The 20,131-nt window shown below is 66.4% G+C and carries 17 protein-coding genes; 14 read left to right on the plus strand and 3 right to left on the minus strand.

The features are described from left to right. Positions 1-25 precede the first annotated feature (25 nt). The gene (locus tag B4394_RS18855; protein WP_078311813.1) at positions 26-1,069 is read right to left on the minus strand and encodes a polyprenyl synthetase family protein; all 1,044 of its coding nucleotides are present in this window, start codon (positions 1,067-1,069) and stop codon (positions 26-28) included. 129 nt (positions 1,070-1,198) lie between these two features. Between B4394_RS18855 and metF the strand changes: the two genes are divergently transcribed. Further along, positions 1,199-2,179, plus strand: a complete 981-nt coding sequence (gene metF, locus B4394_RS18860; protein ID WP_078315938.1) for a methylenetetrahydrofolate reductase [NAD(P)H] — start codon at positions 1,199-1,201, stop codon at positions 2,177-2,179. On the opposite strand, the gene B4394_RS18865 is transcribed toward metF, so the two are convergent. Continuing rightward, positions 2,154-2,816 carry an LppM family (lipo)protein gene (locus tag B4394_RS18865; RefSeq protein WP_078291544.1) on the minus strand — a complete coding sequence of 221 codons (663 nt, stop codon included), beginning with the start codon at positions 2,814-2,816 and terminating at the stop codon, positions 2,154-2,156. The two genes, metF and B4394_RS18865, sit on opposite strands and share 26 nt — an antisense overlap. 14 nt (positions 2,817-2,830) lie before the next feature. Beyond that, complete coding sequence (locus B4394_RS18870; protein WP_078315939.1) at positions 2,831-3,493, minus strand: GNAT family N-acetyltransferase; 663 nt, start codon at positions 3,491-3,493, stop codon at positions 2,831-2,833. Between the two features lie 280 nt (positions 3,494-3,773). Here B4394_RS18870 and B4394_RS18875 point away from each other — a divergent pair, with 280 nt between their 5' ends. The 13 genes from B4394_RS18875 (at position 3,774) to B4394_RS18935 (ending at position 19,934) form a co-directional block, all read left to right on the plus strand. Then, on the plus strand, positions 3,774-4,181 hold the full coding sequence (locus B4394_RS18875; RefSeq protein WP_078311851.1) for an SCO2097 family morphological protein: 408 nt from the start codon (positions 3,774-3,776) through the stop codon (positions 4,179-4,181). A gap of 360 nt (positions 4,182-4,541) precedes the next feature. Beyond that, positions 4,542-4,973 carry a division/cell wall cluster transcriptional repressor MraZ gene (mraZ, locus tag B4394_RS18880; RefSeq protein WP_078291548.1) on the plus strand — a complete coding sequence of 144 codons (432 nt, stop codon included), beginning with the start codon at positions 4,542-4,544 and terminating at the stop codon, positions 4,971-4,973. Then, positions 4,948-6,150 (plus strand): 16S rRNA (cytosine(1402)-N(4))-methyltransferase RsmH, encoded by a 1,203-nt coding sequence (gene rsmH, locus B4394_RS18885; RefSeq protein ID WP_502688535.1) that lies wholly within the window; start codon positions 4,948-4,950, stop codon positions 6,148-6,150. The genes mraZ and rsmH overlap by 26 nt, the downstream gene beginning before the upstream one ends. After that, positions 6,147-7,130 carry a cell division protein FtsL gene (ftsL, locus tag B4394_RS18890; RefSeq protein WP_078315941.1) on the plus strand — a complete coding sequence of 328 codons (984 nt, stop codon included), beginning with the start codon at positions 6,147-6,149 and terminating at the stop codon, positions 7,128-7,130. Before rsmH ends, ftsL begins: the two co-directional genes overlap by 4 nt. Next, entirely contained in the window at positions 7,127-9,055 is a 1,929-nt protein-coding gene (locus tag B4394_RS18895; protein WP_078315942.1) for a peptidoglycan D,D-transpeptidase FtsI family protein, read from the plus strand. The genes ftsL and B4394_RS18895 overlap by 4 nt, the downstream gene beginning before the upstream one ends. Positions 9,056-9,153: 98 nt before the next feature. Continuing rightward, positions 9,154-10,731, plus strand: coding sequence for a UDP-N-acetylmuramoyl-L-alanyl-D-glutamate--2,6-diaminopimelate ligase (locus B4394_RS18900; RefSeq protein WP_078315943.1), 1,578 nt, complete (start codon positions 9,154-9,156; stop codon positions 10,729-10,731). Next, on the plus strand, positions 10,724-12,208 hold the full coding sequence (locus B4394_RS18905) for a UDP-N-acetylmuramoyl-tripeptide--D-alanyl-D-alanine ligase (protein WP_078315944.1): 1,485 nt from the start codon (positions 10,724-10,726) through the stop codon (positions 12,206-12,208). Before B4394_RS18900 ends, B4394_RS18905 begins: the two co-directional genes overlap by 8 nt. Next, positions 12,205-13,284 carry a phospho-N-acetylmuramoyl-pentapeptide-transferase gene (gene mraY / locus B4394_RS18910; protein WP_078315945.1) on the plus strand — a complete coding sequence of 360 codons (1,080 nt, stop codon included), beginning with the start codon at positions 12,205-12,207 and terminating at the stop codon, positions 13,282-13,284. The genes B4394_RS18905 and mraY overlap by 4 nt, the downstream gene beginning before the upstream one ends. Before the next feature lie 6 nt (positions 13,285-13,290). Continuing rightward, positions 13,291-14,748, plus strand: a complete 1,458-nt coding sequence (murD, locus tag B4394_RS18915) for a UDP-N-acetylmuramoyl-L-alanine--D-glutamate ligase (RefSeq protein WP_078315946.1) — start codon at positions 13,291-13,293, stop codon at positions 14,746-14,748. Between the two features lie 11 nt (positions 14,749-14,759). Then, entirely contained in the window at positions 14,760-16,319 is a 1,560-nt protein-coding gene (ftsW, locus tag B4394_RS18920) for a putative lipid II flippase FtsW (protein ID WP_078315947.1), read from the plus strand. A 44-nt stretch (positions 16,320-16,363) separates the two neighbouring features. Next, a complete protein-coding gene (murG, locus tag B4394_RS18925) occupies positions 16,364-17,524 on the plus strand; it encodes an undecaprenyldiphospho-muramoylpentapeptide beta-N-acetylglucosaminyltransferase (protein WP_139360304.1) in 1,161 nt (386 codons plus the stop codon). Further along, on the plus strand, positions 17,521-18,993 hold the full coding sequence (gene murC / locus B4394_RS18930) for a UDP-N-acetylmuramate--L-alanine ligase (protein ID WP_078315948.1): 1,473 nt from the start codon (positions 17,521-17,523) through the stop codon (positions 18,991-18,993). Before murG ends, murC begins: the two co-directional genes overlap by 4 nt. Beyond that, positions 18,990-19,934, plus strand: a complete 945-nt coding sequence (locus tag B4394_RS18935) for a cell division protein FtsQ/DivIB (protein WP_078315949.1) — start codon at positions 18,990-18,992, stop codon at positions 19,932-19,934. The genes murC and B4394_RS18935 overlap by 4 nt, the downstream gene beginning before the upstream one ends. Positions 19,935-20,131: the final 197 nt, after the last annotated feature.

Consider the following 20,131-nt stretch of genomic DNA (forward strand, 5'->3'; position numbering starts at 1 on the left):
AGCCTTTGATGATGTACTCACGTGATCATGCGCTCCGGTTGGACACCAATCGGACAAGATCTGACAGCGCGGCACGGGCGTCGTCGGCGATATCGGCGCCGGCCAACTGATCCAGTGCGCGGTGTGTGTGCTCTTCGATACGGGATTCAACGGCCGCCAGCGCGCCCAAGTCGACTATCAGTGAACACATCTCGGCGACCTGCTGATCCGTGAGCGGGCTGCCGATCCAGGAGTGCAGCATGTCCTCGGCGGCATTGTCGTTGATGCGTGCCAGCCGCAGCGCCTCGGCCAACAGCACGGTGCGCTTTCCGGCACGCAGGTCGTCGCCGGCGGGTTTCCCGGTCACCTTGGGGTCGCCGAAAACGCCGAGTACGTCGTCGCGCAGCTGGAATGCGACGCCGATATCCAGCCCGACATCGCCGAGAAGTCCGGAGATCCCCGGGTTCTCGGCCGCGATCGCGACACCCAGCTGCAGCGGTCGCTGCACGGTGTAGCCGGCGGTCTTGAAGCGGATCACTCTCATGGCTGTTTCGACGGACTCATCGCCAGAGGATTCGGACAGAATGTCCAGATATTGGCCGCCGAGCACCTCGCTGCGCAGGATCGACCACACGCCCCGAGTCCGCGCATGTGCCTCCGGGGACAGCCCAGCCCCGGCCACCATGTCGTCGGCCCAGGTCAGTGCCAGATCGCCGAGGAGAATGGCGGCCGAAATGCCGAACTGCTCGGCGGAGCCGGACCAGTTGTTCTCGCGGTGCAGGGCGGCGAACTCGACGTGGATGGTGGGTTCACCGCGGCGAGTGGCGGAGCTGTCGATGACGTCATCGTGGATCAGCGCGCACGTGTGCAGCAGTTCGAGGGCGGCACACACCCGCAGCACGTCGGGGTTCCACGGGTCGGGGTCGTCGGTGACCGCTCGCCAGCCCCAGTAGGCGAACGCCGGGCGCAGCCTCTTGCCGCCACGCAGCACAAACTGGTCGAGGGCGGTTATCGCATGCTCATAGTTCTGCCCGATATGCGCGGTGTGCTCGCGGCATTCGGCCAGGAACTGGCTCAGTTGGTCGCTCACCGCATCGGTCAGGTGCCGGGCGTTGGCAGCGGCTACGTTGACACTCAGCGGGGCGTCCTTTCACGGTGCGGTAATTGGTCCCGGATGCGCGGGGAGTGAACCCAGACTAATCGCACCTATCCTGGACAGGTGACAACTCACCCGCTCGACCGTGACGCATCGGTCGCCGAGCTGCAGGATCCGGGGTCGATCGCCGATCGACTCGCCGCGGTTCCGCCCGGCGATGTCGCGTTCTCGGTGGAGTTCATGCCGCCCCGCGACGAGGCGGCTGAGGCTCGGTTGTGGCGGGCGGCAAGAGTTTTCGAGCGGTATCAGCCGGTGTTCGTCTCGGTGACCTATGGTGCGGGCGGTTCAACCCGCGACCGCACGGTGCGGGTGACCGGCGAGCTGGCCGAGAACACCACCTTGCTCCCGGTCGCACATCTGACCGCCGTCGGGCATTCCGTCGACGAGTTGCGCGCGATGGTGGGGGCCTATGTGGACCGTGGCATCACCAATATCCTTGCCCTGCGCGGCGATCCGGCCGGGGACGTGAATGCGGAATGGATTCCGCACCCAGGTGGCCTGACCTACGCCGAAGAGCTGGTGCGGCTGGTTCGTGAGCTGGGCGATTTCCATGTCGGGGTGGCTTCTTTCCCGGAGGGCCATCCGCAGGCGATCGATCTGGAACGCGATACGGCCAATCTGGTGAACAAGCTGCGGGCAGGCGCCGAGTACTCCATTACCCAGATGTTCTTCGACGTCGACGACTACCTGCGGCTGCGTGATCGGGTGGTGGCCGCCGATCCAGAACAAGGAGCCAAGCCGATCGTTCCGGGGCTGATGCCCATCACGTCGCTGCGGTCGGTGCGTAGGCAGGTCGAGCTCGCCTCCTCGACGCTGCCCGCTGCGCTAGAGGAACGGCTTCTCCGGGCTGCCGGAGACGGTCCCGAGGAGAACCGTGACGAGGTTCGCAAGGTCGGCGTCGAGGTCGCCACCGCGATGGCCTCCCGGCTGATCGCCGAGGGCGTTCCGTGCGTGCACTTCATGACGCTCAACTTCGCGCGGGCCACCTCCGAGGTGCTGGAGAATCTCGGCGTGCGGGTTACTCCGGGAACTGGTCGGGCGTAAACCGGGGGGATTGGTCACGGTCCAGCCACGCCAGGGACGCGACGAGGGCGCCCACCAGCAGCGCAGAGATCGTCACGAAGATCGCGGCCCCGTTGAACGAGCGGGTGCTGGGGTCGCTGTAGCGGGCGGTCGCACTGAATGTGCTGACCACGCCGGGATTGAGTTTCCATTGCACGGCGTCGGAACCGAGCGTCTCCCCGTTGGTCGATTCGATATCGCCGGGAAAGGAAATGGCCAGCGACACATCGGCATTTGAGGTGTCTTCCAGCGCGGTGAGATCGGCGCGGCCCTCCAGCACGACAACGTCGCCGTTGCGTCGCAGTGTCAGGTCGAATCCGGCGGCGTTCTTGTTCATCCCGGCCAGCTGGGGGACCTCCGCGAAGGTCAGATCGTTGAAAATGGCACGCGACCCCACCATGCCGTTCTCCTCGTACTCGCCCACCTGAACCTTCTGGGCGAACGACATGTTGCGGTCGAGCTGAGGGCCCTTATCGTCCTTGCCCTGCGGTTTAGCGACGGCGATCAGTTGGCCGGAGACGTGATCGTCGGTGGTGACGGTCATCGAGGCCTTGATACGCACACATCCCGACAGCAGCGGCAGCGTCGTCAACAACAGCACGGCGACGATGCGCCCCACCCGCCCTGGCCTAGTCATCGTGGCTCATCGTGCCAGACGGTGGTCACGTCCGGCTGCCGATAGCCGGGCTCCAGAGGCAGCGGCCGGCCAAGTACGGCGAATCGTCTGGGATCTCCCGCGAACTGGTGCTGCCGGATGACATCGGTGAATCCGAGCCGCCGGTACAGCCGCCATGCCCGGTTGGACTCACCGGTGATCTCGGGGGTGGACAGCAGGACGTGCGATTCGGAGCGGCCCGCCAGCAGCCGCCGCGCCAACGCCTCGCCAAAGCCGTGCCCCTGAAGCCCCGGGTCGACATGCAGTTCCGTCAACTCGAAGTACTGGTCGAGCAGGGCGCTGACGCGATCGCGCGGCACTCCCGATTTCCGCAGGCCCTGGCTGACCTGCTGGTGCCACCATTGGTCCGCGGCACCGCGATACCCGTAGGCGATCCCGACGATGCGTGCCTGGTCCATCAGATCCTCATCGGGCCTGGTGTAGTCAGACGATGGGACGGCCGGAGCATCGAAGATGGCGGCCGCCTGCCAGCCGCGTCTGCGGCTGTGCTCGAGCCACATGGGAGCGCGCTGATCCTCGGTGCCATGCGGATAGCCCATGGCGATGACATAGACACGAAGCGCTTCGCTGAGCCTGCGCTGCATATCGCGTTGCGACAAGTCGGCCAGGAATGTCGTCAACGTGCGTCCTTTTGGTTTCCGTGTGGGCTCGGTGTGTACCGCCCGGGTTTATCACGCTCTGCCCAGTCCTGGGTGCTGTCGCTCTTTTTCCCGGGTCCGTCGGCGCGCCGCGTCGTGGGAGGTTGCCCGGTGGGGCTTGGCTGGGAGATTGGTGGGTGAACCGGGTGGTATAGCGGGTATTCACCTCGTATTATGAACGTGAGGGTGTTGTAACCGCGGCACCCTTGATAAAACGACACGACATACTCAACCGGTTGCGATGCGCCAGAGGGAGGGACCGATGCCACTCTCCGAGCACGAGCAGCGCATGCTCGACCAGATTGAGAGCGCGCTGTACGCGGAGGATCCCAAGTTTGCGTCGAGTGTGCGCGGAGGACGCCTGGGTGCGACCTCCGGCCGCCGCCGCCTGCAGGGTGCGGCGCTTTTCTGCATCGGATTGGCGATGTTGGTGGTTGGTGTCGCCGTGCCCGCCACCCAGATTGGGAACTTCCCGATCCTGAGCGTCATCGGATTCGTGGTGATGTTCGGTGCCGCGGTCTTCGCAATCATTGGGAGCCGGCGTTCCGAGGCAAGTGCTGCCGGGCAAGCAGGACCAGGTGGGGTCAGCGGTCGCATTCGCCGCCCCCGTGCCGCCGGGTCATTCGCGCAGCGCATGGAAGAGCGCTTCCGCCGCCGTTTCGACAACTGACACACGTCATCTAAAGCAGCTCGAGATCACAGACCCGCGCACTCCGCGCGGGTCTGTCGCTGTATGCGTTGCTGCGTGAGCAGGTTCAGCCCAGGCCCGCGCGCCGTGAGGTGACCGCTCGCAAGCCTGTTCGCCCGGGCAGGCCAAATCGTTATCAACTCGTCTGGATACTGGCGCCCCACTCATCCCCACTAGGTTGACCTGGGGAAACAATATGTCGGTGGCCTCTGAGGACCTGCTGGTGGGTGCATCGTGGGGAGACACGCGGCAAATCAGATTCAAAGTGGGGGATTGTGGGGTAAAGTGGCGCCTATCGGAGGGAAGGGTAGCTCCGAAGGGTTTGGACAGGGAGGTGTCGAGATGTTTCTCGGTACCTACACGCCCAGGCTCGACGACAAGGGGCGGCTGACATTGCCCGCCAAGTTTCGAGACGCACTAGCGGGAGGGTTGATGGTCACCAAAAGCCAGGACCACAGCCTCGCCGTCTATCCGCGGGCCGAATTCGAACAGCTGGCACGCAAGGCGGCCACGGCCTCTCGCAGCAACCCCGAGGCTCGCGCCTTCCTGCGCAACCTGGCCGCGGCCACCGACGAACAACATCCGGACGCCCAGGGGCGCATCACCCTATCCGCCGACCACCGGCGGTACGCGGATTTGTCCAAGGACTGCGTAGTCATCGGATCCGTTGACTACCTAGAGATTTGGGATGCCGCTAAGTGGCAGCAGTACCTGGAGGAGCACGAAGAGAACTTCTCGACGGCCAGCGATGAATCCCTCAATGGCATCTTCTGAGCGAGCCCGCGCAGCGCGGCCTCTGTCCGATACGGCCCTGGCGTACTTCCCCGACGCCAGGTTCGCACCATCGGGCAGGGACCGGGCTGCACGGTTTCCTCGCACCTACCAGCGCGCCCATAGAGGCATGTCCCGCCCCTACGGGGGCGTTTCTCGCTCCCGGAGGGGTGTCGCCGTGTCTGACAACAATTCTCGGCCCGGGTTCGGTCACATCCCGGTCATGCTCGAGCGCTGCTACGAGCTCCTGGCCCCGGCCCTGACGGCCCGGTCCGCGGACGGATCCGGCGCCATTTTCGTCGACGCCACCCTCGGCGCGGGTGGGCACACCGAGTACTTCCTCTCCACGCTGCCGGGCCTCACGGTCGTCGGTCTCGATCGTGATACCAACGCCCTGGACATCGCCCGAACGCGGCTAGCGCCCTTCGGGACGCGATTCGCCGCGGTTCATACCCGCTACGACGGCCTTGCTGATGCGCTTGAGGGATTGGGTTACCGGACAACGTCTTCGGTTGACGCGGTGCTCTTCGATCTGGGCGTATCCTCCATGCAGCTCGATCAGGCCGAGCGCGGCTTTGCCTATTCGGTTGACGCTCCGTTGGACATGCGGATGAACGCGCACGACGCGCTGACCGCAGCGGACATCCTGAACACCTATTCGGCGGCAGAGCTGTCCAGGGTGCTCAGCAGGTTCGGGGAGGAGCGCTTCGCGCGCCGGATCGCCGGCGAGATCGTCCGGCGCCGCGCCATCGAACCCTTCACGCGCAGTGGACAGTTGGTTGAGCTGCTGTACGCCGCCATCCCCGCCGCCACCCGTCGTACCGGCGGTCATCCAGCGAAACGGACTTTCCAGGCCCTTCGGATCGCGGTTAACGCCGAGCTCGAATCCCTTGCCGCCGCGATACCTACCGCGATGGCGGCGTTGCGCCCGGGCGGTCGAATCGCGGTCATGGCCTACCAGTCGCTTGAGGACAAGATCGTCAAGGCGGAGTTCGCGACCGCCATCGCATCCCGGTCGCCCATCGACTTACCGGTCGAGTTACCCAGTGATGCACCGGAGTTCAGGGCAATCACCCGCGGCGCCGAACGGGCGAACGATGCGGAAATAGAAGTCAATCCACGTAGTGCGCCAGTGCGGTTACGGGCAGTCGAACGAGTTGCGGATAGGAGGAGCGCATGATTGGGGTGCGCAAGAAGGCTGCTGAGGCCCCCAAGAAGAACAGTTCCGCCAAGCCCGCCAAACGTCGCGGTGCCACACCCAAGGCAACCGGTGCCGGTCCTTCGCCGCGCCCGCGCCGTTCTGCTCCGCAGACCATGCCGATCCCGGTGCAGCGTCAGGCGCCCGAGAAGATCCGTCCGGCAACCAGCACCCAACAGGCAAAGGCCCGGGCAAAGGCGCGCAAGGCCAAGGCGCCCAAGGTCATTCGCATACCATTACGTGAAAGAATTCTCACCCGCCTGTCCGGTGTGGACCTGCGGCCACATGTGTGGATCGCGAAGGTTCCGTTCGTCGTGCTGGTCATCGGTGCTCTCGGTGTTGGCCTGGCCATCACACTGTGGTTGTCGACCGATGCCGCGGAACGGTCGTACCAGCTGGGTACCCAGCGGCGCACCAATGAGAGTCTGTTGCAACGCAAGGAAGCCCTTGAACGCGATGTGTTGCGTGCGGAATCCGCACCGGCACTCGCGGATTCGGCGCGTGACCTCGGCATGATCCCGTCGCGTGATATCGCGCATCTGGTGCGGGACCCGCAGGGCAACTGGCTGCTGGTAGGTGCTCCGAAGCCCGCGGAAGGTGTCGCGCCGGCGCCGCTGAACTCCGTGATCCCCGATGATGTCGATGCTGTTCCGAAGGCCGGTAACTCGGTCGAGGTGCCCGTGCAGCTGCCGCCCGCACCGCCGCCGGTGGCCGTGGTGCCGCATATGCCACCGCCGGCGGCCGTGCCCGCGCCCGTGGTGGAAGCTCCTGCGGGACAGGACCCGGCCCTCGCGCCGCCCGCGGTGCAGGTGCCCGCACCGGTCGTGGCGGCGCCGGATCCCGCTGTCGCGATACCGCCCCCCGTGGCCGACGCGCCGCAAGCATCAAATATCGCGAATTCTCCAGTTACCGGGGAACAATTCAATCCCGTGGCAACAACGAGTCCCCGCCCGGCGACGTGACCCGGGAGGATCGGTCCCGGCCGGTCGGTGCCCGTCGCACCAGACGGCCAGTCGCTGCCGTTTCGCGGACAGCCGGATTCGCCTTTCGGCACCGGGCGGGCAATATCATCATCTTCCTGACGCTCGCCATCGCCGCCGTCCAGTTGTTCACTCTGCAGGGACCGCGCGCCGCGGGTCTGCGTGCCGAGGCCGCGGGTCAGCTGAAGGTCACCGAGACCGAGAAGGCGTTGCGCGGCACCATCGTCGACCGCGCGGGCAACAAACTGGCCTTCACCATCGAGGCTCGTGCTCTTACCTTCCAGCCGAAGAAGATTCGCGAACAACTCACCAAGGCGTGGGAGAAAAGTCACGAGACCCTCAAGGACCCTGGGAAGAGTGACGCCGCTAAAGCCGCGGCGGCGAAAATCAGGGCCGTCGAGCCCGAGCAGCGGCTGCAGGACATCGCCGCCGGGGTCTCTGCCAAGCTCGGTAACAAACCGGATGCCAAGAGCCTGCTGAAGAAGATCCGCAGCGACGACACCTTCGCGTATCTGGCGCGCTCGGTGGATCCGGCCGTCGCCGCCGAGATCGTCAAGGAGTTCCCAGAAGTGGGGTCCGAGCGGCAGGACATCCGCCAGTATCCCGGTGGCTCATTGGCCGCCAACATCGTGGGCAGCATCGACTGGGAGGGCTACGGCCTTCTCGGGCTTGAAGATTCCCTGGACAGCGCATTGGCCGGCAAGGACGGGGCGCAGACCTTCGACCGTGGCTCTGACGGCGCGGTGATTCCGGGCAGCTACCGCGACCAGCACAATGCCGTCAACGGATCCACCGTCGAACTCACGCTGGACAACGACATTCAGTTCTACGTGCAGCAGCAGGTCCAGCAGGCCAAGGACTTGTCCGAGGCGCGCAGCGTCTCCGCCGTCGTGCTTGATTCCAAGACCGGTGAGGTCCTGGCGATGGCCAATGACAACACCTTTGACCCGTCACAGAACCTTGGTAAGCAGGGCAACCGCGAGATGGGCAATCTATCGGTATCCTCGCCGTTCGAGCCCGGATCGGTGAATAAGGTCATTACCGCCTCGGCGGTCATCGAAAACGACTTGTCCAACCCCGATGAGGTGCTGCAGGTTCCGGGTTCCATCAACATGGGCGGGGTGACCGTCCGGGACGCATGGCCGCACGGCACGGTGCCCTTCACTACCACCGGCGTCTTCGGAAAGTCTTCCAACGTGGGCACGCTGATGCTGGCCCAGCGCGTCGGCCCGGAACGGTTCATGGATCTGGTGGACAAGTTCGGTCTGGGGCAGCGCACGGGCGTCGGCCTGCCTGGCGAGAGCGCCGGTATTGTGCCGCCGATCGAGCAATGGTCGGGCAGCACCTTCTCGAACCTGCCCATCGGTCAAGGCCTGTCGATGACGCTGCTGCAGATGACGGGTATGTACCAGGCCATCGCCAACGATGGCGTGCGGATGCCGCCGCGCATCCTCAAGAGCATCACGGCGCCCGATGGCACCCGCAAGGAAGAGCCGCGCCCCGAGCCGGTGCAGGTGGTCAACGCGGGGACCGCGCGCACCGTCCGGAATATGCTGCGCGCGGTGCTGCAACCCGATGCGCGTCAGATTCAGAACGGCACCGGCGCGTCCGGCGCTGTCGAGGGTTACCAGCTGAGCGGAAAAACGGGTACGGCCCAGCAGATCAATCCGGCTTGCGGGTGCTACTTCGACGACGTGTACTGGATCACCTTCGCGGGAATCGCCACCACAGATGACCCCCGTTACGTCATCGGCATCGAGATGAATGCGCCCAGACGGGGTTCCGATGGGTCTGCGCACATGACCGCGGCACCGCTATTCCACAACATCGCGTCCTGGCTCATGCGGCGTCAAAACGTGCCACTATCACCCGATCCCGGCCCACCGCTCGTCCTGCAGGCCACCTGAGCCGGTCCTCATCGGGTCAAGGGTATGCGGCCGCCCGGTAGTGTCGTTTGACGCCCAGGGACCCGGGGCGGCACAACGACGGCAGGAGGTGATCACTGGTGGCGGCATCCGGAACTCATCGGTTCCTCCCGCGGACACGCCGGCACCGGGTGTCCGACCTCGCCTCACTGGTCTCGGCCGAACTGCGCGGGTCACGCACCGACACGACCGTCTCGGGAGTCACCCTCAGGGCGCAGGACGCGCGCGCGGGTGACCTCTTCGCGGCGCTACCCGGCAGTAGTGCGCACGGCGCACAGTTCGCATCCGAGGCGGTTGCCGCGGGGGCGACGGCCGTGCTCACCGACACCGCGGGAGCCCAGCTGCTGGCGGATCAGGGCTCGGATCTCACGGATATCGCGGTGTTGGTTCACCCCATCCCGCGCGCGGTGCTCGGTCAGCTCGCGGCGACGGTCTATGGAGACCCATCGCGGCAGGTGCAGGTGGTGGGTGTCACCGGAACCTCCGGAAAGACCACCACCACCTACCTGGTGGAGGCAGGTCTGCGGGCAGCGGGCAAGCGTGTCGGTCTCATCGGTACGGTCGGGGTGCGGATCGACGGCGAGGATGTCCCCAGTGCGCTGACCACCCCCGAGGCGCCGGCTCTGCAGGAGCTGCTGGCCGAAATGGTGCAGCGTGGTGTGGACACCGTAGTCATGGAGGTGTCCAGCCACGCGTTGGCGCTCAACCGTGTGGACGGCACGCACTTCACGGTGGGAGCGTTCACGAATCTCTCGCGAGATCACCTCGACTTCCACCCCAACATGGAGGACTATTTCGCCACCAAGGCCAGGCTCTTCCAGCGTGATTCACCGCAGCGGGCACGGCATTCGGTGATCTGTGTCGACGATGATGCCGGGCGCGCCATGGCCGAGCTGGCGCGTGTGGCGGGTCCCGACGTCATCACGGTGAGCTCGCGCGCCGGTGCCGTCGCGGACTGGACCTGCTCGGGTGTGGCGGTCGGTTACGACGGCGGTCAACGGTTTGTCGCCCAGGGTCCCGGGCGCGGCGTTGAACTCGGTATCGCGCTACCGGGTCATTACAATGTGGCCAATTGCCTTGTTGCCGTTGCGATCATAGAACTACTCGGGGTGCCGGCGGCGACCGCCGCGCCGGGGATCGCGACCGCCGGGGTGCCGGGACGCATGGAGTCGGTGGTTGCCGGCCAGCCGTTCTTGGCCGTCGTCGACTATGCCCACAAGCCCGGGGCGCTACGCGCGGTCCTGGAGAGCCTGCGCAGCCATCGCGAGGGCCGGCTGGCGGTGGTGTTCGGCGCGGGCGGCAACCGCGACCGTGGCAAGCGCGCCGATATGGGGCAGGTCGCGGCGGAGCTGGCCGATCTGGTGGTGGTCACCGACGACAACCCCCGCGACGAGGATCCGGCGGCGATCCGCGCCGAAATAATCTCCGGGATAAGCGGGTCGGATGCCGAGGTAGTCGAGATGGGCGACCGACGGGCCGCCATCGACTTTGCCGCCGAATGGGCACGACCGGGGGATACCGTTCTGATCGCGGGCAAGGGGCACGAGAGTGGTCAGCGCGTCGGTGCGGTTTCCGTCCCGTTCGACGACAGGGTGGAGCTGCGTGCCGCGCTGGAAGCCCTGGAGAGCTCGAAAAGACGCGGGAGCCTGAATGATTGAGATGACTGTCGCCGAGATCGCCGAGATCGTCGGTGGGCGTCTCGACGGAATCAGCGCCGAAGCGGCCCGGGCCACGACCGTGACCGGCACCGTTGAATTCGATTCGCGCCGCGTGGGACCCGGTGGCCTGTTCCTGGCCTTGCCGGGCGCCCGGGTCGACGGCCACGATCATGCCGAAGGTGCCGTCGCGGCCGGTGCCGTTGCCGTGCTGGCCGCCAGGCCGGTGGGGGTGCCGGCCATCGTGGTGTCGCCGACCGGCGTGGCACACACCGAAGTGTCTGCACTGGAACATGATTCGGATGGGTCGGGTGCTGCGGTGCTGGCCGCGACCGCAGCGCTGGCGGCCGAGGTGGCTCGACGGCTCACCGGGCGGGGGCTGCGCATCGTGGGCATCACCGGCTCGTCGGGAAAGACGTCGACAAAGGACCTCATCGCCGCGGTGCTCAGCCCGCTCGGTGAGGTGGTGGCTCCTCCCGGATCCTTCAACAATGAGCTCGGCCACCCCTGGACCGTCCTGCGGGCGAGCGAATCGACCAGGTACCTGGTGTTGGAGCTGTCGGCCCGTCGCCCCGGAAACATCGCGGACCTCGCCGCCATCGCGCCGCCATCGATCGGTGTCGTACTCAACGTCGGCACGGCACATCTGGGTGAGTTTGGCTCGCGACAGGCCATCGCCGATACCAAGGGCGAACTGCCGCAGTCACTTTCGAGTGATGGTGTGGCGGTGCTGAATGCCGACGACTCTGCGGTGGCCGCCATGGCGGCCAAGACACCGGCGCGAGTGGTGCGCACCAGCGTGCACAGCACCGCCGATATCTGGGCGAGTGAGGTGAGTGTCGACGATCTGGCGCGTGCCCGCTTCACCCTGCATGCCGGTGACGAGGCCGTACCGGTCCAGCTGGCCGTGCATGGTGAGCACCAGGTGGGTAACGCGCTGGCCGCCGCCGCGGTCGCCCTGGAATGTGGCGCGACCCTCGCGCAGGTCGCTGACGCACTCGCCGGGGCGGGGCCGGTATCGCGGCGCCGCATGGAGGTCAGCACCCGAGATGACGGTGTCACGGTCATCAACGACGCGTACAACGCCAACCCTGATTCGATGATGGCCGGGCTGAAGGCCCTGGTCTCCATGGCCCGCCACGGGCGAGAATCCCGCCGCAGCTGGGCGGTGCTGGGGGAGATGGCAGAGCTGGGGCCCGACGCGATATCCGAGCATGACCGCATCGGACGGGCCGCCGTGCGCTTAGATGTCAGTCGATTGGTAGTCGTCGGAATCGGGAGGTCGCAGCGGGCAATGCATGCGGGTGCAGTGATGGAGGGGTCGTGGGGGTCCGAGGCGGTGCTGGTGGACGATCCTGCGGCAGCCGCCACGCTGCTGGCCGACGAGCTGGCCGCGGGCGATGTGGTGCTGGTCAAGGCATCGCAGTCGGCCGGGCTGTGGGTCGTGGCCGATGAGCTGCTGAAGGTGGTTGGCGCATGAGGCAGATCATCATCGCGGCCGGGATCGCGATCCTGGTCTCGATCATGCTCACCCCGGTGCTCATCCGGGTGTTCTCGCGCCAGGGCTTCGGCCAGGAGATCCGGGACGACGGTCCGCAGCATCATCAGAAAAAGCGCGGTACCCCGTCGATGGGCGGCGTCGCGATCCTGGCCGGTATGTGGGCCGGATACTTCGGGTCACACCTGATTGGCATCGCGTTCGGGTCTGATGGCCCCTCGGCGTCCGGGCTGCTGGTGCTGGCGTTGGGCACCATGCTTGGAGGAGTCGGTTTCATCGACGACTTCATCAAGATTCGCAAGGCACGTAACCTCGGCCTGAACAAGACCTCCAAGACCGTCGGCCAGATCCTGTCGGCACTCGTCTTCGGCGTGCTGGTGCTGCAGTTCCGGAACACCGACGGGTTGACGCCCGGCAGTCCGCAGCTCTCCTACGTGCGCGAGATCGCCACCGTCGCGATGCCCGCGGTTGTCTTCGTGCTCTTCTGCGTGATTCTGGTGATGTCGTGGTCCAACGCCGTCAACTTCACCGATGGCCTGGACGGGCTGGCCGGTGGATGTATGGCCATGGTCACCGGCGCCTACGTCATCGTGACCTTCTGGCAGTACCGCAACGCCTGCTCCACACATCCCGGTGTCGCCTGCTACAACGTGCGTGACCCGCTGGACCTGGCGGTGATCGCGGCGGCAACCGCGGGAGCGTGTATCGGGTTCCTGTGGTGGAATGCCGCACCCGCCAAGATCTTCATGGGGGACACCGGATCGCTCGCTCTGGGCGGCATCATCGCGGGCCTGTCGGTGACTACCCGGACCGAGTTGCTCGCCGTGGTGCTGGGCGCGCTGTTTGTGGCCGAGATCGTGTCCGTGGTCCTGCAGATCGCCGCATTCCGCACCACCGGGCGCAGGGTGTTCCGCATGGCGCCGTTCCATCATCATTTCGAGCTGCTGGGCTGGGCGGAAACCACGGTCATCATCCGGTTCTGGCTCTTGACGGCGATCGCCTGCGGGTTGGGATTGGCCCTGTTCTATGGCGAGTGGCTCGCCACGATCGGTGACTAACCGGCCATGACCGCTTCTGATGTGCCGGAACTGGCCGGCGGGACAAGAGTTCTGGTCTGCGGTGCGCGTGTCACCGGCGATGCCGTGGTGGCCGCGCTGGTCGGATTCGACCTCCTCATCACCGTCTGCGATGACAACGAGGAAGCTCTGCAGCGTCATCGCGAAGCAGGGCGTGGAGCGCTCACCACCGCAGAGGCGCAGCGCTCCATGACCGACCAGGACCTGGTGATCGTGAGCCCCGGCTTCGGTCCATCCTCACCTGTCGTCATGGCCGCCGTTCAGGCCGGGTTGCCCATCTGGGGCGACGTCGAATTGGCGTGGCGTCTGGACGCTTCCGGTCGGTATGGACCGCCCAAGCAGTGGCTGGTGGTCACCGGAACTAACGGAAAGACCACGACCACGGCCATGGTCCACGAGATGCTGACCGCAGCGGGGCGTACGAGTGCACTGTGCGGGAACATCGGCGACCCGGTTTTGAATGTATTGGCTCGCGATGTCGACTATCTCGCCGTCGAGCTGTCGAGCTTCCAGTTGCATTGGGCGCCGTCGGTGCGCCCGGCGGCCGGCGTGGTGCTCAATGTGGCCGAGGATCACCTCGACTGGCATGGGGGAATGGACGCCTACACCCGGGACAAGGCACGAGCGCTCAACGGTGAGGTCGCGGTCGTCGGTATGGACGATGCGGTGGCGGCCGGGCTGCTTTCCGGCGCGTCGGCGCCGATCACGGCGGGATTTCGCACCGGTGAGCCCGCGCCCGGAGAGCTCGGGGTGCGCGACGGCTGGCTGGTGGACCGGGCATTCGGGGCTGACGTGCCGCTGATCGAGGTGTCAAAGCTTCCGGTGGGGGGTCCGATCGGTGTGCTCAACGCGCTGGCCGCCGCCGCGCTGGCCCGCGCGGCGGGCGTTCCCGCCGAGGCCGTTGCCCGCGCGTTGGGAGCCTTTCAGGTGGGGCGGCACCGGGCCGAGCTGGTCGCTGTGCGTCGCGACATCGCGTATGTGGATGACTCGAAGGCCACCAATCCGCATGCGGCCGCGGCGTCCATCGCCGCGTATCGGCGTGTGGTCTGGATCGCCGGGGGGTTGCTCAAGGGCGCGGCGGTCGATGATCTGGTGCGCGGTTGTGCCGACCGGCTAGGCGCAGTTGTGCTGATCGGCACGGATCGAGGCCTGATCGCTGAGGCTTTGGCGCGACACGCGCCGGATGTACCCGTAGTTGCGGTTGTGACGCGCGAGGATGCTGGGGTGCAAGAGGCAAATGTGGTCTATGTGACTGATGAGGCGGATGGGGGTGGCACTGACGTGGGTACCCGGGTCATGTCCGCGGCCGTCCGGCACGCCAGCACAGTGGCCCAGCCTGGCGACACCGTGCTGCTGGCTCCGGCTGGCGCATCCTTCGACCAATTCAGCGGGTACTCCGAGCGTGGCGACAGATTCGCCGCAGCGGTGCACGCACTTACCGGTTAGGTGACAGCGACGTGTCGACCCTGACCGCCCCATTCGCCAGAATTTTCCGCTCCAAGAACGCGACCACGCCGGCCAAGAAGTCCTCCGCCGTGAAGTCCGATGGGTTGGTGGCCCGGACTCGGCTGGGTGCCTGGTTGAACCGGCCCATGACGTCGTTTCACCTGATCGTCGCGACGGCCGCGTTGCTGACCACACTCGGGCTCATCATGGTGTTGTCCGCATCGGGCGTCGAGTCCTACGACGTGGACGGATCGGCGTGGGCCGTCTTCGGCAAGCAGGTGCTCTGGGTGTGTGTAGGCCTGGTTGGTTTCTACATCGCGCTGCGCACCCCTATCCGGGTGATGCGCAAGTACTCCTTTCCGGCCTTCGTCTTCACCATCGTCCTGATCACCCTGGTGCTCGTACCCGGAATTGGCACGTACTCCAACGGTTCTCGCGGCTGGTTCGTCTATGGCGGCATGTCGATGCAGCCCTCGGAGCTCACCAAGATCGCCTTCGCGATCTGGGGTGCGCATCTGCTGGCATCGCGTCGCATGGAGAAGGCGTCACTGCGCGAGATGCTCGTTCCCCTGGTGCCCGCCGCGCTGATCGCGCTCGTCCTCATCGTCATCCAGCCCGACCTGGGGCAGACGGTCTCCATGAGCATCATCTTGTTGGCGCTGCTCTGGTATGCCGGGCTGCCGCTGAAGGTGTTCCTCAGTTCGGTGGTGGCCGCCGTGCTGGCGGCGGCCATCCTCGCCGTCTCTGCCGGGTATCGCTCTGACCGGGTGAAGGCCTGGCTGGATCCTTCGGCGGACCCGCAGGCGACGGGTTATCAGTCGCGGCAGGCCCGATTCGCGCTGGCCCAGGGTGGTTTCTTCGGCCAGGGGCTGGGGCAGGGTTCCGCCAAGTGGCACTACTTGCCCAACGCCCACAACGACTTCATCTTCGCGATCATCGGCGAGGAGCTCGGCTTCGTCGGCTGCCTCGGGGTACTGGCCCTGTTCGGGGTGTTCGCGTACACCGCCATGCGCATCGCCAAGCGCAGTGCTGACCCGTTCCTGCGGATGCTGACCGCCACTGCCGGCATGTGGGTCATCGGCCAGTCCTTCATCAACATCGGCTACGTGATCGGCCTGCTGCCGGTGACCGGTATTCAGCTCCCGCTCATCTCCTCGGGTGGAACAGCGACGGCCACAGCCCTTTTCATGATCGGTCTTATTGCCAACGCGGCGCGCCATGAACCCGAGGCTGTCGCTGCCCTACGCGCGGGTTCGGGTGACCGGATGAACAGGGTGCTGCGGCTCCCGTCGCCGGAGCCGTACGTGGCCCCGCGGATCGACACCGCACGTGATCGGCTCCGTGCCAAGTCGGCCGTGCGCAGCACCGAGACGGCCAAGCCGCGGCCCGATCGACCACGGCAGGCAGAGCCCAAACAAGGCGCCAAGCGCACGCCACGTGCACGCTCCGAGAGCGAGGCAGGGCATCATAGGCAGGTACAGCAGGTGCGCAGGGCCTCGGGCACGCGTGCGAGCGGCCGGACCCGTGAGCAATCCCGGGCCGGGGGTTCACGCGCCCGAACCCATCGATAGCTGCCGACATGTGATTGCTGTCAGACCGAAAGGATGCTCCCGGAGTGAGTGATGAACTTCGGCCGCTTTCGGTGGTGCTAGCCGGTGGCGGTACCGCGGGTCACGTCGAGCCCGCCATGGCGGTCGCCGACGCGCTGCGCGAGATCGACCCGTCGGTGCGGATCACCGCACTGGGCACCGAGCGCGGCTTGGAGACGCGGCTGGTGCCCGATCGTGGTTACGATCTGGAACTCATCGTCCCGGTGCCACTGCCGCGGCGACTCACAGGCGACCTGGTGCGATTGCCACTCCGGGTGCGCCAGGCGGTGCGGCAGACGCGGGCGGTGTTCGACAATGTCGGGGCCGACGTCGTGATCGGCTTCGGTGGTTATGTGGCCCTTCCCGCCTATCTGGCGGCTCGTCGCGGGCCGTTGCGCCGTTCCCGCGTTCCGGTGGTTATCCACGAGGCGAACGCTCGTGCCGGCCTTGCCAATCGGGTTGGAGCGCGCCGCGCACAGCGGGTGTTGTCCGCGGTCCCGGATTCGGGACTGCGCCACGCGGAGGTGGTCGGCGTGCCCGTTCGCGGGTCGATCACGGCGCTGGATCGTGCCGCGTTGCGGCAGGAGGCGCGCGCCCACTACGGGTTTGACGACAACGCACTGGTGCTGCTCGTGTTCGGTGGTTCCCAAGGTGCCGTGTCCCTGAACAATGCCGTCTCGGCAGCCGCCAATGACCTTGCCTCTGCGGGGGTTTCGGTGCTGCACGCGCACGGGCCGAAGAACACGATCGAGTTGCCCGAGCCGAGACCTGACGAGGGCCCGGGTGTCCCCAGGTATGTGGCCCTGCCGTACCTGGACCGGATGGACCTGGCGTACGCCGCGGCCGATATCGCGGTATGCCGGTCCGGCGCGATGACCGTCGCGGAGGTTTCGGCGGTCGGGCTGCCCGCCATCTATGTACCGCTGCCCATCGGCAACGGCGAACAGCGTCTCAACGCGTTGCCGGTTGTCGATGCCGGCGGCGGGGTCATCGTCGCGGATCGCGACCTCACTCCGGAGACATTGGCGCACATGGTGATCGAGATATTGTCCGATTCCGACAAACTTGCCACGATGACGTCGGCCGCCGCATTGTCCGGACATCCGGACGCCGCGCGGCAGGTGGCTCAGGTGGCATTGGATGTCGCCCGAGAACGGCGTTCTCAGAGACGGGGCACCTCGCGATGAACGTCGGTCCACTCCCGGAGCACCTGCGCCGCGTGCACATGGTCGGTATCGGCGGCGCCGGAATGTCCGGTATCGCACGGATTCTGCTAGACAGGGGAGCGCAGGTATCGGGCTCCGATGCCAAGGAGTCCCGCGGCGTGCTCGCGCTGCGTGCCCGCGGCGCCGTGGTCAACGTCGGCCACGACGGTGCTGCCCTGGATCTGCTGCCGGGCGGTCCGACCGTGGTCGTCACCACCCACGCCGCCATTCCCAAGACCAATCCCGAACTGGTGGAGGCGAATCGGCGCGGTATACCGATCCTGCTGCGCCCCGTCGTGCTCGCGGACCTGATGGCCGGTTACCGCACCCTCATGGTGACCGGAACACACGGCAAGACCAGCACCACCTCGATGCTCATCGTGGCGCTACAGCATTGCGAGTACGACCCCTCGTTCGCGGTCGGCGGCGAGCTCAACGAAGCCGGTACCAACGCTCACCACGGCAGCGGGGACGTGTTCGTGGCAGAGGCGGACGAAAGCGACGGCTCCCTGCTGCAGTACCGGCCCAATCTGATCATCGTCACCAATATCGAGGCCGACCACCTCGATCATTTCGGCAGTGTCGAGGCCTACACGGCAGTGTTTGACGCGTTCACCGAAACCCTTGGCCCCGAAGGGGTTCTGGTGGTGTGCCTCGATGATCCGGGTGCGGCGGCATTGGCGCGCCGGGCCCATGAGCGCGGTATACGGGTGCGTGGCTACGGCAGCATCGATCAGGCCGAGGCAGGGGATGTCCCGGTGGCCGGGCGCTTGCGGGACTGGCAGTTCCGGGACACCGGAGCCATCGCCCAGATTCAGTTGACGGGCGAGAGCACCCCACGCACCATGCGGTTGTCGGTGCCCGGACGGCATATGGCCCTGAACGCGCTGGCCGCCGTGGTGGCCGCCGCCGAGATCGGGGCCTCGGTCGAGGGCGTGCTCGACGGGTTGGCCGGATTTGAGGGTGTGCGCCGTCGATTCGAACTGGTCGGTCAGGTCGAGAGTGTCCGGGTTTTTGATGACTACGCGCACCATCCGACCGAGGTGCGCACGGTGCTGCAGGCTGTTTCCGGGATTGTCGCGCAGCAGGGACATGGACGTTCCGTTGTCGTCTTTCAGCCGCACTTGTACTCGCGCACAGCCGCTTTCGCCACGGAGTTCGCCGCGGCGCTGAGCATCGCCGATCTGGTGTTCGTGCTTGATGTCTACGGGGCGCGGGAAGCTCCCCTCCCGGGTGTCAGCGGTGCGCTGATCGCCGAGCAGATCACCGGGGTGCCGGTGCATTACCTGCGCGACCTGTCGACGGTGGCTGATCAGGTCGCTGCCGCCACGGCGCCCGGGGATCTGGTGGTCACGATGGGCGCTGGCGATGTCACGCTGCAGGGTAAGGAGATCGTGCGTGCATTGCGCGTGCGGGCCAATGACTGGCCGCCGCCGAGGAATGGTCAATGAGCGAGTCGGACAAGACTTCCGAGGGCGCGGCGGAGTCGGCCCCGGAACCCGATGAGATCGAGGACTCCACCGCTGAGGCCGTTGACGAGGACGACGTTGCCGAGGGGGCCGGCGAGGACGACGCCGACGAGGGGCCGCGGATGCGGGCCAGGCGCGAGCGGATGGAGCGCCGGGATGCGCAGCGGCGCGCGATCGCCCTGGAGCAGGCGAGGCGCGAGGCGAAGGCCGCGGCCAAGGGCAAGCACGTCGACCAGGGCAAGGGCGCGGGCCGAGGGAAGGTTCAGGGTCTGCACACCCTGCTCCTCGCGGTACTGCTGACGTTGATCACGGTGGGGCTCGGAGCAATTCTGTACTTCACACCGCTGATGTCGGTGCGCCAGACGGTGGTTACCGGCACCGGAGTGGTGACCCAACAGGATGTCCTTGGTGCACTGAACATCGCGCAGGGAACCCGGCTGCTGCAGATCGACACCGTCGCGGCCGCGGACCGGGTGGCCAGCATCCGCCGGGTGGCCAGCGCGCGGGTGCAATGCGAGTATCCGTCCACGCTGCGCGTCACGATCGTGGAGCGGGTGCCGGTTGCCGGATGGGTGGGCAGCGATGGCACGCACCTCATTGACCGCGACGGGGTGGACTTCGCCAACGAACCGCCGCCGCCGGGCATCCCGGTGCTCGACGTGGTGGCTCCGGGGCCTCAGGACCCGACGACCAAGGCGGCGCTGCAGGTGCTCACCTCGCTGGCTCCCGATCTGGCGCGGCAGGTGGCCAAGGTCGCGGCGCCGTCGGTGTCGTCGATCACGCTGACGCTCGACGACGGTCGAACCATCGTGTGGGGGACTACCGATCGCACCGCCGAGAAGGCGGAGAAACTGGGGGCGCTGCTCACGCAGCCCGGCCGGATGTATGACGTGTCCAGCCCGGATCTGACCACGGTCAAGTAAGCGACCGCTCTGCTCGCGGTTTCTGGAAATAGCCACGGGAAAATCCCGGCATCCTTCGGCGCGCCTCCCGGGCCCGCTATCCCGCGCCCCCTACCGTTCTGTTTCAGCGGGACAACCTGACATAACTCTAAGCCTGAGGTAGAGGTTGAGAGTTTGCAGAGAGGCTCTAGCTACCCAGACCACGGCAGCAACCAGGG

The sequence above is a fragment of the Mycobacterium sp. D16Q16 genome, assembly GCF_002013745.1.
Lineage (GTDB): Bacteria > Actinomycetota > Actinomycetes > Mycobacteriales > Mycobacteriaceae > Mycobacterium.